12 protein-coding genes are annotated in these 16,000 nt (G+C 36.5%); 6 read left to right on the forward strand and 6 right to left on the reverse strand.

What is annotated here, in order from left to right; all coding sequences use genetic code 11:
* Positions 1–41 precede the first annotated feature (41 nt).
* From JI723_RS10715 to JI723_RS10725, 3 genes are read left to right on the forward strand one after another with little or no spacing between them, the layout of a single operon-like run.
* Positions 42–713 (forward strand): fimbrial biogenesis chaperone, encoded by a 672-nt coding sequence (locus JI723_RS10715; protein WP_272579797.1) that lies wholly within the window; start codon positions 42–44, stop codon positions 711–713.
* On the forward strand, positions 706–3,174 hold the full coding sequence (locus tag JI723_RS10720; protein ID WP_337979361.1) for a fimbria/pilus outer membrane usher protein: 2,469 nt from the start codon (positions 706–708) through the stop codon (positions 3,172–3,174). Before JI723_RS10715 ends, JI723_RS10720 begins: the two co-directional genes overlap by 8 nt.
* A complete protein-coding gene (locus JI723_RS10725) occupies positions 3,171–4,139 on the forward strand; it encodes a fimbrial protein (RefSeq protein WP_081335958.1) in 969 nt (322 codons plus the stop codon). The genes JI723_RS10720 and JI723_RS10725 overlap by 4 nt, the downstream gene beginning before the upstream one ends.
* 49 nt (positions 4,140–4,188) lie before the next feature.
* Here the strand turns inward: JI723_RS10725 and hrpA are convergent, their stop codons facing one another.
* The 4 genes from hrpA to JI723_RS10745 form a co-directional block, all read right to left on the reverse strand.
* The gene (hrpA, locus tag JI723_RS10730; protein ID WP_272579795.1) at positions 4,189–8,088 is read right to left on the reverse strand and encodes an ATP-dependent RNA helicase HrpA; all 3,900 of its coding nucleotides are present in this window, start codon (positions 8,086–8,088) and stop codon (positions 4,189–4,191) included.
* Positions 8,089–8,201: 113 nt separating this feature from the next.
* Positions 8,202–8,528 (reverse strand): YdbL family probable chaperone protein, encoded by a 327-nt coding sequence (locus JI723_RS10735; RefSeq protein ID WP_070928620.1) that lies wholly within the window; start codon positions 8,526–8,528, stop codon positions 8,202–8,204.
* Positions 8,525–8,698: a YnbE family lipoprotein gene (locus JI723_RS10740; protein WP_139158679.1), complete on the reverse strand. Its 174-nt coding sequence runs from the start codon at positions 8,696–8,698 to the stop codon at positions 8,525–8,527. The genes JI723_RS10735 and JI723_RS10740 overlap by 4 nt, the downstream gene beginning before the upstream one ends.
* Positions 8,699–8,747: 49 nt before the next feature.
* Entirely contained in the window at positions 8,748–11,336 is a 2,589-nt protein-coding gene (locus tag JI723_RS10745; protein WP_337979362.1) for a YdbH family protein, read from the reverse strand.
* Between the two features lie 214 nt (positions 11,337–11,550).
* On the opposite strand from JI723_RS10745, the gene JI723_RS10750 reads away from it, so the two are divergent.
* Positions 11,551–12,549: a 2-hydroxyacid dehydrogenase gene (locus tag JI723_RS10750; protein ID WP_070928625.1), complete on the forward strand. Its 999-nt coding sequence runs from the start codon at positions 11,551–11,553 to the stop codon at positions 12,547–12,549.
* A 15-nt stretch (positions 12,550–12,564) separates the two neighbouring features.
* Entirely contained in the window at positions 12,565–13,002 is a 438-nt protein-coding gene (locus JI723_RS10755) for an META domain-containing protein (RefSeq protein ID WP_319065965.1), read from the forward strand.
* Positions 13,003–13,088: 86 nt separating this feature from the next.
* On the opposite strand, the gene grxB is transcribed toward JI723_RS10755, so the two are convergent.
* The gene (gene grxB, locus JI723_RS10760) at positions 13,089–13,727 is read right to left on the reverse strand and encodes a glutaredoxin 2 (protein ID WP_272579792.1); all 639 of its coding nucleotides are present in this window, start codon (positions 13,725–13,727) and stop codon (positions 13,089–13,091) included.
* A 1,136-nt stretch (positions 13,728–14,863) separates the two neighbouring features.
* On the opposite strand from grxB, the gene JI723_RS10765 reads away from it, so the two are divergent.
* The gene (locus tag JI723_RS10765) at positions 14,864–15,172 is read left to right on the forward strand and encodes a helix-turn-helix domain-containing protein (RefSeq protein ID WP_140180178.1); all 309 of its coding nucleotides are present in this window, start codon (positions 14,864–14,866) and stop codon (positions 15,170–15,172) included.
* Between the two features lie 207 nt (positions 15,173–15,379).
* On the opposite strand, the gene JI723_RS10770 is transcribed toward JI723_RS10765, so the two are convergent.
* Positions 15,380–15,997, reverse strand: coding sequence for a fimbrial protein (locus tag JI723_RS10770; protein WP_070929586.1), 618 nt, complete (start codon positions 15,995–15,997; stop codon positions 15,380–15,382).
* Between the last annotated feature and the right edge of the window lie 3 nt (positions 15,998–16,000).

Consider the following 16,000-nt stretch of genomic DNA (forward strand, 5'->3'; position numbering starts at 1 on the left):
TGGAGAGAGGAAGGAGAGAATATATTCTCTCCTTATTTATTATGAAAAATATATTATTGATTTTATTTTTTATAACTTTTAATTGTTATAGTGGTATCGTAATTAATGGCACGCGTTTTATTTATTCACAAAATGAACGTGAAATTGCCTTATCTATAGAGAATCCAGAGGAAAATACAACCTATCTTATCCAATCATGGATTGAAAAAGAAAACTATAAAACTAATGATTTTATACTCACTCCCCCATTATTTAAACTAAATCCCCAAGCAATAAATAAGTTAAGAATAATAAAAACTAAACCATCACTTCAAGATAATAAAGAAACACTATATTGGCTACATATTAAATCATTACCCTCTCTTAGTGAAAATATTGAAAACAGTCTTCATATTGTTGTGAAATCAAGTTTTAAACTTTTTTATCGTCCTGAATCATTAAGTAAAACTGCCGACTCTGCCTTTAAAAAATTATTATTCAATTACCGAAACCACTCTCTAACTGCGAAGAACCCAACAGGTCATTACATTACACTTAGGGAGTTGAGGATTGATGGTATTGATATCACTGACCCAGGAATGATTGCTCCTTTTAGTGAATTATCATGGGAAATTCCCATTTCCAAGCCTAACACTGTATATTGGAATGCATTAAATGACTATGGTGGGAAAACACAATTAACATCACAAAAACTATTATTAAACAATGAATAAAAATAAAATATCTCTATTACTAGCAATAATAATTTCCTTTTCTACTCAAGCAGAACATTTTAACTTAGAAGCTCTAGATCACATTGAAAATACAAATGAAGTAGAAAATATATTATTCCATTTAGATAATCAACCCGAAGGGTTTTATTCTGTTGATATTGTTATTAACAACCAAAAATCATTCACAGAAAACATTCAGTTTAAACGTATGAAAAATCGATTATCCCCAACGTTTACTAAAAAACATCTTATACGTATGGGCTTAACTAACCATATTATTAATACTCTGTTTTCTATTAATAATGATATCACGAGTAATAATCTAGAAACAGTTATTGATGGTTATTCTGATTATTTTGATTTTAATCATTTAGTATTGAATATCAATATACCACAAATATACCTCAATCAGTTGCCTTATGGAAATGAGGGGCAAGAACATTGGGATCATGGAATAACATCCGCCTTCATTGAATATGATATTTCTGGTAGTCACAATACAAATAATAAACTAAAAAAAAACAACCATATTAATCTCTCACTACAAAATGGCTTTAATTATCTTGGTTGGCGATTACGTAACAACTTTACCTATTCACAAGAAAATAAATGGCAATTTTATAACACCACCTTGTCTTATCCACTTGCTTTATTAAAAAGTCAATTAATTATAGGTGAGTATTATCTAGCTTCATCATTTTTTATGCCCTTCACATTTAAAGGGATATCACTATCAAATGATGAGTTAATGTATCCTGATTATGATTCTTATTTTTCTCCTATTTTACAAGGCATTAATTATAGTCCATCCCAAGTAACCGTGACACAAAATAATATTGTTATTTATAATGAGCACTTACCTGCTGGTCCTTTTACATTAAATAGATTAAAACCTCTTAGCCATAAAGGTTTTTTTGAAATGACGATCACTGAAACCAATGGTAAAGTACGTAAATATCTTTACCCATACTCATCTACTCCATTAATGATAAAGTCAGGCCAATTTCGTTATGCTTTAAATAGTGGAAAAACCACAGAAAAACAAGGAACATTAACACCCTATTTTATTCATGGTGAAATAAAATATGGAATTAATAATCACTTAACAACCTATACAGGCGCAATTCTGTCATCGCCTTTTAAATCTTTAACCGTAGGAGGTTCATTTACTAACTATTTAGGCGATTTTACTCTTGATTGGAGCCATGCATATAGTCATAAGGAGCGTTCAAATACCTATCAGATAGAATATTCGCGAACATTTGTTTCAACAGGTAGCGATATTTCGTTCAGTACACAATGGATAGATAACCCGAAAATTCGCCAAATATCTGATGTGATCAAAAGAATGCCACCTTATTATCCCCATTACCCCCAACAAACATTTAAGCTACATATATCACAGCCTATTAGCCATTATGGTAATTTATCATTATCAGCTTCCCAACAGAAATTTGCTAATACCGATAATTATCATTGGTTATACAATATTGGCTATTCTGGAAATATTCACGAATATCATTTTAGTCTCAATTACCAATCGAATTACTCTTTTATTGATAAAAAGAGTGAACATGCCATCTCCGCTGCTCTGATTATTCCAATTAGTGCTTGGTTACCCAATACACATTTTAGCTATCAAACTCAGTTCATTCAAAATAGTTATCATAATCATCAAGCGACTCTAACAGGAACAACTGAGGGTGATCATTTCATGGCCTATACCTTACAACATAACTACCGTAACCCTCTTTGTTGCTCAACATCAGCTCCCAATTCAGAAACACGCGTTTATACCCAATACCAACATCATCAATTTTCGTTGAATGCAGGTTATGGTTATAACCAACACCATCAAATTAACTATGGCTTACACAGCGCCATTGTGGCTCACCCTTATGGGGTGACATTCACTCCTAGTCGAGGCGATACGGCCGCTCTGATCATTGTACCTGAAACTAAAAATGTTCATTTAGATCATCATACAAACAATATTACTGACAGTGCGGGGCATACTATCGTTAATTACCTTCAACCATATCGGAGAAATAGTTTTGCTATTGATACGCAGACTTTACCTTTAGAAGCTGAAATTGATGATAGTAATCAATCTATTCTGCCGACGAAAGGCGCCCTAGTTGCTGTTCATTTCCCCGTGAAACTTGGTAAACGTGTATTTTTTACCATCCAACTTACTGATGGTTCACTTGCACCATTTGGTGCCATCGCCAGCTTAAGTACTAAAGACGTTATTGATACAAAAACAGATATCAATGTTGGGATTATTAGTGACATGGGGCAAGTTTACTTAAGTGGGCTTGAATCCTCAGGTACTATTAAATTGAAATGGGGAGAACAACAATCTCAACAATGTGAGTTTGAATATCAATTATTAGCGTCGCACTTTGATCAAGGGTTTTACCACCTACCCGCCATATGTCAACGTAAGGAAGCTTTATGACAATATTAAATTCTCGTTTATGGATTGGTTGTATTTTAGTCTCAAAAAGCGTTTATGCATCACAATGCCAGTATGAGCCCAACTTTACTCCACATCATAATTCTCTCTCCCTCGGTGATGTCATCATACCTCACCGACTCCCAGCAGGATCGGTGATCAAAGAAATTACACTTAATGAGATTGATCAATACCCACCGATGGTAAGTTGCCCGACACCAACTAGCGCTCAATGGGATAATAGTCTGTTTCCTTTATTATCAGAGCAACACCACGCAACACATCAAACTAATATTGATGGTATTGGTATTCGTTTTATTCCCCAAGAACACACGTTTAGTCATGCTAAGCTCCCTTTTATCAATCATTCACCCTACTTTTGCGACAACACTTCATATCGTTATCGCTATTGTGGGAATGCATTTAGAGGGATCCGAGTTCAATTAATTAAAACCAAGTCATCTACAGGCTCTGGTGAACTCGATTCACATCAATTAATTGCTGCTTCAATAGGTAATTTGATCGTGCAAAGTTATCGTTTTCTCAACACTCGAATTATTACCCCAAGCTGTGAATTACAAGAAAAACATAAGCGCGTCAAAATGAATAAAGTTAAGCAAAGCCAATTTCGAGGCGTCGGTAGCCACTCATCACCGATCCCCTTTTACTTAACTTTAAACTGTAATGGCGCAACAGCTGTTGGTGCTATTTTTAGTGGACGATCTGCGGGTTACTTTGATGATTCAGTGATAGCACTAGACAACCGTTCGGACAGTGCTGAAGGTATTGGCCTACAAATCCTTTTTGAAGGTCAAGCAATTCCCCTAAATAAGCCATTCCATTTAGGAACTAGTTTTGATAAAAGCCCCTATGCCGTCTATTTCTCCGCGCAATATACCCAAACTCAACCTCATATTCGTGCTGGCAAGGCTAATGCAACAGCAACACTACAAATTATTTACCCATAAACGCGAAGCCCTCGCGATAAAACGAGGGCTCACAGGCTTATACTAATCATTAAAGGGATTGGCTCAAGCTTTCCATTGCTTGAATAATCCGTTTATCTGAGATTGGATATGGTGTTCCTAATTGCTGCGCAAATAAACTAATACGCAATTCTTCTATCATCCAGCGAATTTCTTGAACTTCAGGTAGCTTCAACTGCGCTGGTGTTAGCTTGGCTTTCCATTGCTGCCACATATTCGTCACGTGCTCAACTTTACTTAATTGAGCACGGTCTCTATTTGGATCTATCGCTAACTTTTCTAATCTACGTTCAATTCCATTTAAGTACCGTAACACATCAGCTAAGCGCTTCCAGCCATGCTCGGTGACAAAGCCTTTAAAGACTAAACCTGACATTTGTGCTTTTATGTCAGAAAGTGCCATTGCCATTGAAAAATCAACGCGACCTTTCAAACGCTTATTAATAGCAAATACAGCGGTGAGAATTTGTTCAACCTGTTTAGCAATATGAACAACCGCATCATTCAACTCAGCACGGACAAAATCTTGCAGCTGATTAAAACCCTCTTCTGACCATACTGGTCCGCCATAGCTATCAATAAGTTGGTCAATACCACAAGCGATACAGTCATCAATTAATTCTAATACTTTACCATAAGGGTTAAAGTACAAACCGAGTTTAGATTTATTCGGTAACTTCTCATGTAAATATTTAATTGGCGATGGAATATTTAGTAATAGTAATCGGCGAACACCTGCCCACATTGCTTGTTGTTGTTCAAACTCAGTTTCAAATACTCGGATCCCAACACTATTTTTTTCATCAACTAATGCAGGGTAAGCTTTGACTGAATATCCGCCACGTTTTTGTTCATAACGCTGCGGTAGCTCACCGAAACTCCATATATGTAAGCCACTTTGTTCTATACCATCATCAACCACTTCCGAAAGTGTTTCTTGCACTTTCTCTTTCAAGCTATTTTTTAATACATCAAGGTCTTGTCCTTCGGCGATGGTTTTATTCTTTTCACCAACCACACGGAAAGTCATTTTTAAATGAATAGGTAACTGTTCTAACTGCCAAGCTTCACGATCAACGGTGACTCCCGTCATTCTGCGCAATTCACGCTCTAGCTTATCTAAAATGCTACCGTCGGGTACTGGTACTCGCTCAAGAAATGCTTCGGCATAGTTTGGCGCAGGTACAAAATTACGTCGTATGGGTTTTGGTAAAGACTTAATTAACGCAACAACCAGCTCTTGTCGCAAGCCCGGTACTTGCCAATCAAAACCTGAATTTTGTACCTGATTCAAAATAGCTAAAGGAATATGTACCGTTACACCATCTGCATCAGTGCCCGGCTCGAATTGATAACTTAAACGGAATTTTAACTCACCTTGGTGCCAATAATTAGGATAATCCAGCGTGGAAACATTCGCCGCATCTTCTTTAATCAACATGTTTTTTTCAAAACTAAGCAGATCAGGTTGCAGCTTAGATGCTGATTTCCACCAGCTATCAAAATGACGAGCAGAAATGACATCATTTGGAATACGCTGATCATAAAAGGCAAATAAGGTCTCATCATCAACCAAAATATCACGACGACGTGATTTATGTTCTAAGTCCTCAACTTCAGCAAGTAGTTTATGGTTTTCTCTAAAAAATGCATGACGAGTAACCCAATCCCCTTCCACTAAGGCGTGGCGAATAAATAACTCACGGCATAATAATGGATCTATCGTACTATAGTTAACTTGTCGCGCTGTAACGATTGCTAAACCATATAACGTCACTTTTTCTGATGCCATCACAGCACCTTGCGACTTAGACCAATGAGGTTCACTGTAATGGTGTTTGACCAAATGTTCCGCTAGCGGCTCAATCCATTCAGGTTCAATTGATGCAGCAACTCTTCCCCACAATTTTGTTGTTTCCACAAGCTCCGCAACCATTGCCCATTTAGGTGGTTTTTTGAATAATCCAGAGCCTGGAAAAATAGTAAATCGTGCATTTCTAGCGCCTGTAAATTCTGGTTTTTCTACATCTTTTTGGCCAATATGGGAGAGTAACCCCGCCAGTAATGATGTGTGGATCCCGCGAAAATCAGCTGCGACGCTATTAATCGCGAAGCCCTGTTCTTTAATGACTTGTCGTAGTTGGGTGTAAAGATCTTGCCATTCACGGATCCGCAAATAATTCAGGAAGTCTTGACGACACATTTTACGAAATTGGGCGTTAGATAACTCTTCTTGCTGCTCTTTTAAATAGTTCCATAGATTGAGAAACGCCAAAAAATCAGATTGTTTGTCATGAAAACGACGATGTTTTTCATCCGAAGCCTGCTGTTTATCCAATGGACGTTCACGCGGATCTTGAATCGATAGAGCAGAAACAATCACCATGGTTTCACGTACTGCACCATGCTTTCTTGCTTCAATTACCATTCGAGCCAAACGAGGATCCACAGGTAATTGGGCTAATTGGCGACCAATATCTGTGAGTGTATAACCTCGCTCTGTTTGTTTATGTGGTTTAATACCACCTAACTCTTCTAATAGTTTTACACCATCCTGAATATTGCGTTTATCTGGCGCTTCGACAAATGGAAACGCAGCAATATCCCCTAGACCAATTGAGGTCATCTGTAAAATAACTGAGGCTAGATTAGTTCTTAAAATTTCAGGATCGGTGAATTCTGGGCGGCTTAGGAAATCTTCTTCTGAATACAAACGAATACAGATACCATCTGATACACGCCCACAGCGCCCTTTGCGCTGGTTAGCCGATGCTTGAGAAATAGGTTCAACCGGCAAACGTTGTACTTTGGTTCTAAAGCTATAACGGCTGATCCGCGCATACCCAGTATCAATAACATATTTAATACCGGGTACAGTGAGTGATGTTTCTGCGACATTCGTCGCTAAAATGATACGTCGCCCACCGTGAGGTTGGAATATGCGGTTTTGCTCACTATTAGATAAACGAGCAAATAGCGGTAGGATCTCAGTATGACGTAACTGCAATTTTGTTAATGCATCTGCGGTATCGCGGATCTCGCGCTCACCACTCATGAAAATAAGAATGTCACCCGCACTTTCTTGCCCAAGTTCATTCACTGCATCTATGATGCCATCTATCTGGTCTCGCTCGCTATCATTATCATCCCCCATAATTGGGCGATAACGAACTTCAACAGGGTAAGTACGACCAGACACCTCAACGATTGGCGCTTGATTAAAATGACGTGAGAACCTTTCAGGATCGATAGTCGCAGAGGTAATGATCACCTTTAAATCGGGACGTTTTGGTAATAACTGGCGAAGGTAACCTAAGATGAAATCAATATTCAAGCTACGTTCATGCGCTTCATCAATAATAATCGTATCGTATTGCAACAATAATTTATCGTTTTGTAATTCTGCCAGCAAAATACCGTCAGTCATTAATTTGACTTGGGTATTATCACCGACTTGGTCATTAAAACGAACTTTATAGCCGACAATGGTACCTATTTCGCTTTCAAGTTCCTGAGCCAAACGCGTAGCGACTGCCCGAGCAGCCAAACGTCTTGGCTGAGTATGACCAATAAATCCTTTAATACCTCGCCCAAGCTCCAGACAGATTTTAGGTATCTGCGTCGTTTTTCCTGATCCGGTTTCACCGGCAATAATCACGACTTGATGTTGTTTTATCGCATCATAAATAACTTGTTTCTTTTGGCTAACAGGTAAATTTTCTGGATAGATAATTTTGGCTGGATTTAGCAGTTTATTGGCTATTTTTTGCTTAGCTGTTTCAATATCTATTTTAATCGTATTTAATACCGCGGCGCGTGACTTTTCATTAGTAATTTTAGTCATCCCATGGAGGCGCTTTTTTAGCAACCACTGATCACGCAATGAAGTTTGTCCAATATCAGCTTCTAGAGCTGTCAGTATGGATTTCACTTGTTAAATCCTTATTATTTATATTATTTCTATAATTGAGCAAGTTTGAGCGCATCTATTCACAGTCAAAATGTATCAATATTATTTAATCAACAAATGATTTCATATAGCGACTATTTTTTCTTAAGCCATTGCCCATTAATACCGCGAACATATTCGCCACTACCGGCTCGCTCAACTAACTTTTGTCCCGCAATTCTACCAACATCTTTAGTCTGTAGGTTATTTTTTGCTGCTATTTCACTGTATTTAATTTCACGTTCGCGATTTATATCATCCACCAATTGAGTCACTGTAGAATTATTGGTGTTAACCACCGCTAAATAACCTGACAATGTTTCGCCAACTAAGCCTTGATCTTTCGCTTCATCAACCGTTAGTGCGTAAGCAGAGAATGTGAATAAGCTAGATAAGAGCAGTACTCGAAAAAAATATTTCATTGCGTATCCACCTTACCAAAAAGGTCACTGTTTTCTTTAAGTAGATCTTCAACCTGTCTATCTGCTTTGATCTGTATTTCATGTTCAATCTTAACATTCATATTGATATTAATAGGCTTATCAGGTGTCGCAACCTCGACCCTTAAGCACCCTGTCAGCATCATACTCATTAACGTGAATGCGCATAGATTTAAAGTTTTCACTTTTATTCCTTTTCCTTTAGAGGTTCTTTTCTAACCATTCTTCCAAGTTGCTACCAAAACGTAAGCTACGCCACAGCTGAAAAATGTTCTCTTCGTGTGTATAGTTTAAGTGAACTTCACGTTTTTTAGACTCTTGTGAATTAAAACCTTGAATGATCGTTTTCATCGTTAATAGGCCTAAATTAGTGATGTTGACATCAGTGCGACTGCGTGAAATTTCTAGGTATTGTAACCAGCCCATCGCTGAACCCGCAGAAATATTATCTTTCTTAATCGATTCAACAAATTGAGTATCAAGGCGTAAAGCAAGCGGGCCGCTATTTTCCATCCAACCATTGCGTACAATCCATTCGGGATTATTCAGATAAAAAGGCAATTCACCATCAACTTTGCCTGAAGCGGCAAACTGCGTAACTTTCAATATAGTAAATAGTCTGCTCAATTCAATTTGATGTAATCGAATGGTCGCGGGCTGTTTTTGAGGCCAACGTAATAAATCTAGGCTAACCTCTCCTCCAAGCATCTTAAACCCTACATTGCTCAGTTTTAAGGGTTTTATCTCTGTCGGTGGATAGGTTCCTGATAAATCAGCACGAATTTCGGTTAATTCAAACAAGTTGGTTAGCTGTTTTATGCGTAACTTTACTGGTGATTTTTCACCTAACGTCCAAGTACTATCTTGCAACTTCCAAGGTAAAACAAAATTTAGGCCACTAACCTCACCATCTTTAAGCCACAATCCAGTATTTTCCACTCGCCAGTGCCCACCCGCGATAAATCCTGTTTCTGGATCAATGGAAAATGCTGCCTGCGAAAATAATTTACCCTCTCGCAAGGTTATCCCAAGATCGCTAGGTATCAAGGTCTGAAATGCACTAACTGACTGCTCTGGCCAACGTGCTTGCCCTCTAAAACGTTCACCATCCCAACGGCTAAAAATCACAATTGGCCCGACTTCTTTCGTGCTTAAATCCGCTTTCAATAGAAAATCAGCAGGTGATTTCCCATTAAGCGCTGCATTGGTGGTAATTTTAGGTAAATAACTCGCAGAACCAAATTGCATACGATCGCTGGTGAGCTGTAATTCGCCTTGAAAATGCTCTTTAATTGGATCACGCTGCCACAATAAAGGTTTCGTTAAAATTAGGCGGGTAGCCTTCATCGAAAGTAACCCATATTTGATCTGATCAAAACCTGTATTCAATGTATTCAGAGTAATTAAGGTATCTTGCCAGCTACCTTGACCTTTTATATCCCAATTTGCGGCTAGTGAAGGTAAATGAGCATTTCCCCAGTAATTCCAAAACCACTTACCTTGGTCAGGCGTAAATTTGTTCGCTTTCCCATCTAAATGAATAGCAAAACTCCCCCAATACTGCTCTTTTACTTTCAAAATAGCTTGTAGGCGCCCAGAAATACCTTCAGCACTCAGCATTGTTCCAGCTAATGGCAAGCGAGCCTCTTGTAAAAGTAACGTTGGCGATACTCGACCGTAAGCTCTTAAGAGTGAGCCAGAACGAAATGAAATAGCCGGAGCAACAATCGGCCCTGTAATTTGAGAAGGCAAATGAATATCCAAGATCATATCATCATATTTCAGCTGCCCATTTAGCCCAAACGTAATCGCGGTCTCAAGTAAATTAATTTTATTTTCAGGAAGCGTTAGCACAATGTTTGCTTTCCCTTTTTTACCCTCGGTCACCATATTTGTGCGGCCACTGATGACCATATCAGCAATATCTGCCTGCCAATTTTTTATTTGGAATGCTATGCCACCATGTAATGGAATACCACTTTCTTCCCATTGCCAGCGTCCATCGACAACACGAAAAACATTTGCATCAAATTGCCAAGGCAAATGTGCAATCTCATCCCCCGTACTTTTATCATAAAGGGAAATACTCCCCTGCTTATCTTGCCAATGTAATTTAGCTTGTAACAATTTTGCAGGATGAGATAAAACAAATTCCGCATCTAGCACACCTGTAGAAGGAAGCTCATCGGTGGTTAACGGCAAACCAAATTCACCATTGAGATAAAGACGTTGTTCTTGATCTGGTAATTGAACAGAAAAACGTTCAATCACTAGCTGATTAGTTGGCGTGATATAAGCGGATAAATCAACATTTTCACCATGATAGTCTAGTGCTAGTGAAGCCCCTTTACGATTATGTAACCAAAAACTCCCTTGATATTGCCCCCAAGGAGAGACTTCTACGTTTTCAATTACAACAGAAAACGCAGGGAGACTATCAATAATATCAATAATTGAAATGGGTGAGTCATCAGTATGTTCATTTTTCGATAATTGGCTAAGGCATTGGTTATCCTCAGACAGTGTTTTCACCAATAAATGCATGGGAAAAAGAGAAAAACGACTATCTTTAGCATCAAACCACAAGCAATTACCCACTTTCAGTTGTATGTTAGCAACCAGTAGCTGCTGGTTGTTCAAAACAGGTTGGCTTAATGACAACGTCACATTCTCAGGTAGATAAACTTTAGCGACAACAGGAAGCCAACGGGTTACCGTTACCCATAAAACTGATAAGAGCACTAAGCACCCGATCACGCTTAACAATAAATATTTCAGTGCCCTTTTCATTAAACTGCGTCCTTGTTTTCGTGTTGACTAATATTGTTTATCTCTAAACGACTATTATTAAGAGTCAAAGTTTAATAACTCATTATTTTCCGTATTTTTTTGGTGATTTACAGTAATAATTATCTTATTCTGATTTAAGTTTTGGTAGCTACCGGCTTTTACTACCTTATTATTTTTTGTTTTGGTTCCTAAAATAGTACACGGAGTTCCTTAGATGAAAATCGTTTCTTATAGTACTAAGCAGTATGATCGCAAACATATGGATCAAGTCAATCAAGGATCCGCTTTTGATTTTAATATCGAATACTTTGATTTTCCATTAACCGTACAAACTGCAAAAAATGCTGTTGGGGCTGATGCTGTTTGTATTTTTGTTAATGATGATGCCAGCCGTGAGGTTTTAGAAGAGCTAGCGGCACTGAATATTCATATTTTAGCTTTACGCTGCGCAGGGTTTAACAATGTTGATTTAGTGGCCGCGGAAGAACTCGGGATCCAAGTCGTTCGCGTACCAGCCTACTCACCCGAAGCTGTTGCAGAACATGCTGTGGGCATGATGTTATGCCTTAACCGCCGTATTCACCGCGCTTATCAACGTACTCGTGACGCAAACTTCTCTCTAGAAGGTTTGACCGGTTTTAACATGCATAACCGTACGGCTGGTATTATTGGTACAGGTAAAATTGGTCAAGCAGCACTACGGATCCTAAAAGGGTTTGGCATGCGCTTACTGGCACATGACCCATACCCAAATCAAGCTGTTCTCGATTTAGGTGCAGAATACGTTGATTTAGACACATTATATAAAAACTCTGATGTCATTTCACTACACTGCCCTTTAACACCTGAAAATCACCATTTATTAGATGAACAAGCGTTTAAAAAGATGAAAGATGGTGTCATGATCATCAATACTAGTCGAGGTGCGTTAATTGATTCAGTTGCTGCAATCAATGCTCTAAAAGCACAAAAAATAGGTTCTCTTGGTATGGATGTTTATGAAAATGAACGTGAACTATTTTTTGAAGATAAATCAAATGATGTGATCCAAGATGATATTTTTCGCCGCCTTTCATCATGCCACAACGTATTATTCACAGGCCATCAGGCATTTTTGACCGATGAAGCATTAACTAGTATTAGTGAAACAACATTAGGGAATATCCGCCAATTAGCCCGTGGTGACACTTGTCCTAATATAGTCAAATCCTAACAGAGACTGGAAATAATGAAACGGATTATTCCTTTAATGTTACTAGGATTTTTATTAACCACTTGCCAAACTGCAAAGGTCAGCGCAGATAATAATGATTACGTGACTGAGCAACAACTCATTCATCACAGTTTTGTGTTGACTGAAATGGACGGCAATACCATTACGGGTAAAGTTGGCGTGCCAACACTCTCTTTCGGTGAAAAAATGTTTATTTCGGCAACAATGTGCAATGATTTTTATGGCATGGGACGCATCAGCGACTCCGTTCTGACAGTTAAACACTTATCCAAAACCGAACTAGAGTGCGTTGATGAAGATTTATCGAAGTGGGATAAGTTAATTAAACGAATGCTAACTGATGGCTCAGTGGTTTCCTATCATGGTAAAAAGCTAATTTTGACTCAAGGTAGAAATAAGCTGGTATACACACTACGCGATTATATTAATTAAATCTATTACTTATCATTAGTGTAAAGACGACAAAAATCCCATTATAAAAAAATAATGGGATTTTAACCATTTGAATAATCAGAAAATTATTTGGCTTGGTCAAATAACAAACTCACCCCTGTTATTTTCGCAATATCTTTCATGTAATTGAGTATTACTGTACTAAATGGGATATCGTTCACAATAGATAAGCTGCGTAATAACGGAAAAATCATGATATCGTCAATATTATAACTGTTTGTCCGTTTTTCTAGCCATATATCAAGGGCATCCATATGAGGTTCTAATTCTACAATCAAGGTATGTGTTTCCTTTAGTAGCATATTCAGATCACCAAATGCCTTTTCTTCTCGCTCAACATACGCGGCTCTAGCCTCTTTCGTACTTAATTCAGGAAATTCAGCCTGAGTAAAACGAGGAACAACTAATTTATATACCGTTTCAGAAACAGCTTGATACCATCTATCAATTTCAGGTGAAACCTCGGACTGAATGATTTTAGGCTCTGCTAACTGATCAACATAATGAACAATATCTAAGCTTTCTGGTAAGTAACTTCCATCCTCTTTTTGTAGAATGGGTAGCATCTTGCGGCCAATCATTTTCGTTGGCGTTGCTTTATCATCTTCCATCAAAAAGATCTGCTCAACGTCAATGTTTTTAAGTCCAAAAATCATTCTGGCTCTAACACAAAATGGGCAATGATCATAAATATAGAGTTTCATTATGGGAACCTCTTTAGTTGAAGAGTTATAGCTATACATTACATTCCGTTACTTTCACTATAGTCTATAATGTGAGAAATTTGTAAAATTTATTGTTTAGCCTAATAATTAATTATCGCTATTAGTTCTATTTCAACAAAAGTTTAATTTAATCGACTCCCCTTACCTATAAATTCAATTAGATTAAAGAAAATTAGATTTTTGTTACAATTTGAAATAATCAAGATTATGATCATAAATATTAAGCTAACCACCACCAAAACAAATCGAGTTAAAACCTTAAAAACAATAAAATTCAAAAGGATACAAACAAATAAAATACAGAAAGGCTATTTTATAGATTAAGTTCCTAGAAACGTATGTTTACATAATTACCCATTTTTCATAATCTAATTCGGTTATACTTAATCTATCCATTTATACTATCAACGAAGCATAAGTAAGCTAGTTATGACAAATTTGCTTTCTTTTAGTGCATTCACATTAATGCTGATCCTGTTACTTATTATAGGAACATATGATGAACTGCTTTATATATTACATTTTTTTATCATAAAAATGTAATAAAATAACGTATTTATACTTAATTAATATACACTAACTCAAATAATAAAATTTACTTAACTTTTTTATAAAATTATTTAGCGGCATCTTAATATACTCAATTTACGTGTATTCTCATTTTATGCTATATTCAAGCTCCTCTTTATTTGATGATTAGCATAATACTATATAGAAAATAATCATTAGTAACTCACATCAATTAACAAAAAAATCTAACTAAGACCTTCCCAAAACGAATTTAAACTAAAATTTAATTCATTATATTTTATTTCATGTAGATACCCATAAAACACTCCTTATATAATATTTTTTATATTTTAATTTTCCCATCATAAAATTAACTGCCAAAAACAAAAATAAAAACCTAAAACATTACATCGCCTCACTATTACATGTGTAAATTATCAGCACCTGATGATTCCAACTAAAAAAATCGCTCATTCCCTTTCAGACATACACAAATTAAATATTGTCGATATTGAAATTAATTGTTTTTTTAATATTTTATATATTGTATAATTTTATTATGCATTAGCATTCACTATAATCCCTTTATCAATCGAGGGTGTCACATGGACATTCATTATTTTATTGGAATCAAGATAAAAGCAAGGCGAAAAGAATTAGGACTCTCGGGTGCTAATTTAGCCAAAATATTAAATATTAGCCAACAGCAAATATCTCGCTATGAAAACGGAATCAACAAAATACCTTTAAATCATCTAGTTAGTATAGCTATCGCCTTAAAGTGCCCTATAGACTGGTTCTTTCAAGGCTGTATTTCTGATGAGGATTATTCAATTCAAGATAGTAATACGGGTATCAAAAATCAAGAGTTAAAATATACAGCAGAAAGCGTTATCATCCATAATAAAATGTAATTTAATATTTTATTTAAAATTATCATAGTTCTCATTACTCTTTTTGAACCATACAATCATACCGTCAAAAATTTGAAATCAAATATAAAAATAACATAGCAAATTGAACGCTATGTTATTTTTATTTTATTATCTAACAATAAAAAACACTCCTAACTATACATTAGAAGTGCTTTATTTATTTTAAATTAAATATTTTTTATATTTTTAATTATACTGTACTTCATAAGTGGCATAACTTGCCATTAAACCTGTTGTCACCGTTTTAGGGGATCCTGTTGTATATCCGATATAATATTGAAATATAGCATCCTTATTATCGGAAACTTTAGGAATGACTTTAAGCTGAGCAGGATCAGCTGGCACAATTTTATTATCTGCATCTAACGTTGTATTATTATTAATCGATAGTGCAAAGTTAATATTTTGAGCTCCATCTGCTAACATATTTTTTAGCAATCCTGATGTTTCAAAATTAGTTTTAGGTACCAAGTAACCATTTGACCACGCTACACTAATTTTATTTAAATCAGCATCAACGACTTCACCATTATGACTAATCGATTGGCACTGTGATAGTTTAATGGTAAACATTTTAGACTTCATATAAGCCCCGCCTTCACTATTATGAATTTCAAATAATGAAATGGGAGCTAGATAAATATTCGCATCACTACCTTGATCATTAACTGAAATCTCACAAGAAATATCAACGACTTTCCCTGCGAAATTGACCAGACCTTCATCATAATTTGCTTCCAACGCAGCGGTAGCATTTGCACAGCTCAATACAGACAGGAGCATTATCAGTAACCAGTTTTTCATTAG

The sequence above is a fragment of the Providencia manganoxydans genome, assembly GCF_016618195.1.
GTDB lineage: Bacteria > Pseudomonadota > Gammaproteobacteria > Enterobacterales > Enterobacteriaceae > Providencia > Providencia manganoxydans.

Coding starts and splice junctions, on each gene's coding strand:
- JI723_RS10735 (WP_070928620.1), bottom strand. CDS start 8,528: ATGAAATATTTTTTTCGAGTACTGCTCTTATCTAGCTTATTCACATTC.
- JI723_RS10745 (WP_337979362.1), bottom strand. CDS start 11,336: ATGAAAAGGGCACTGAAATATTTATTGTTAAGCGTGATCGGGTGCTTA.
- JI723_RS10715 (WP_272579797.1), top strand. CDS start 42: ATGAAAAATATATTATTGATTTTATTTTTTATAACTTTTAATTGTTAT.
- JI723_RS10740 (WP_139158679.1), bottom strand. CDS start 8,698: ATGAGTATGATGCTGACAGGGTGCTTAAGGGTCGAGGTTGCGACACCT.
- JI723_RS10755 (WP_319065965.1), top strand. CDS start 12,565: ATGAAACGGATTATTCCTTTAATGTTACTAGGATTTTTATTAACCACT.
- grxB (WP_272579792.1), bottom strand. CDS start 13,727: ATGAAACTCTATATTTATGATCATTGCCCATTTTGTGTTAGAGCCAGA.
- JI723_RS10750 (WP_070928625.1), top strand. CDS start 11,551: ATGAAAATCGTTTCTTATAGTACTAAGCAGTATGATCGCAAACATATG.
- JI723_RS10765 (WP_140180178.1), top strand. CDS start 14,864: ATGGACATTCATTATTTTATTGGAATCAAGATAAAAGCAAGGCGAAAA.
- JI723_RS10725 (WP_081335958.1), top strand. CDS start 3,171: ATGACAATATTAAATTCTCGTTTATGGATTGGTTGTATTTTAGTCTCA.
- JI723_RS10770 (WP_070929586.1), bottom strand. CDS start 15,997: ATGAAAAACTGGTTACTGATAATGCTCCTGTCTGTATTGAGCTGTGCA.
- JI723_RS10720 (WP_337979361.1), top strand. CDS start 706: ATGAATAAAAATAAAATATCTCTATTACTAGCAATAATAATTTCCTTT.